At 57.6% G+C, this 1,310-nt stretch carries 2 protein-coding genes; both read left to right on the top strand.

Annotated features, from left to right (window positions below; genetic code table 11):
* Nucleotides 1-744 (top strand): bifunctional DNA primase/polymerase (locus tag BMX17_RS26605; RefSeq protein WP_092665339.1); only part of this gene is annotated, 744 nt, incomplete at its 5' end.
* 27 nt (nt 745-771) lie between these two features.
* The coding region (locus BMX17_RS24885; protein ID WP_139203816.1) for a DUF8140 domain-containing protein at nt 772-1,310 on the top strand (539 nt) is incomplete at its 3' end.

The following is a 1,310-nucleotide window of genomic DNA, read 5'->3' on the forward strand; positions in this document are numbered from 1 at the left end:
GTTAGCGACGACCGGCCAGCAACAGACTTCATTCGGCGGCGGACGAAAGCCGCCCCAACATTCTGGGAAGACGACAGTGACGTTCTCTCCTTCCTGCAATCACCGGCACGGAACGACCCACTCAAAGAAATGAACCACGGGAACCGGCTAGCCGATCCCGACGTTGTAGACGAGGCTGAACCGGTCCCCAACGCCGCCTATGTTGCCACGGACTACACCAATTCCTCGTGGCTCTTGTTCATCGACATCGACGCCAAAGACGTCGCACTTGAGCGTGCGACCGAGGCAGTCACCAACACAGCGACGAAAACAGAGGCAGAGATCCGGGATGCAGCTGGGATCATCGATGCCGAGCCCGCCGGCTACGACTACGCATTCAGAGACATTGATCGCGCGCTCGAACTGGGCTTTCAGGTCCACGACATCATGGTGGAGCAACTCAATATGGCTGATCCAGTTGTGCAATACTCGGGGCAAGGTTGCCACGTGTTCGGGCCGACAGCCGACTCAGACCACCGCTACGATACTCAGTCACGAGAGTACATCGTCGACATACTCACAACAAAATACGAGATCCCCATCGACGAGAAGTGTACAACCGACCGTTCACGATTCACGCGACTCCCCTTCTCGCTCCACGGCGACGTGGGCCAAGTCGTGACGCCGATTGACTCCCCGAGCTTCGACTACCGAACCGAAGCCCAAGCACCAGTCACCGACAACGACCTCGCAGCCGAACAGTAGCCACTAACACACCCACCATCTCCACACATGACCGACGAAAACGAGACACCGTCCTACAGCACAAACCCCGCCGAAACAGACATTGGCGCGTACCGCGTTGGAGCCTTCCCCAAGCGGTACAGCGACCGACAGCGCCATCTCCTGATGGACAGAGGATACGCATTGCTCCTCGAACGAGACGACATCGAGTCCGACAAGCCAGTCCGACGGATGGTGCGAGAACTGGGCAAGGGGCTGTTCGGGAAGAATAAGCCCGACAAATACATCCCGATGTTCGACGATCCAGGGGAATTAGCGGTCGCAACAGCGTTCGTTTCGACAGGGTTAGTCCGACACGACGAGATTCGAAAGGGGGACCTGTCAGGCGTCATCCCCCTCTCTCGGCTCGCAGAACGGTACGCATACAACTTCCACGCACTGCTTCACGAGTACGAATATCGCGACCAGATCATGCAAGAGATCGGTGAAATGGTGTACGAGAAGGAGGGAGAACATCCTGGTCGCGTCTGCGAAGGGGTCGTCTATCCGGACGACTTGCCCGGCGGAATCTACATGAAGATCCCGAT

The sequence above is a fragment of the Halorientalis persicus genome (assembly GCF_900110215.1).
GTDB classification, from domain to species: Archaea; Halobacteriota; Halobacteria; order Halobacteriales; family Haloarculaceae; genus Halorientalis; species Halorientalis persica.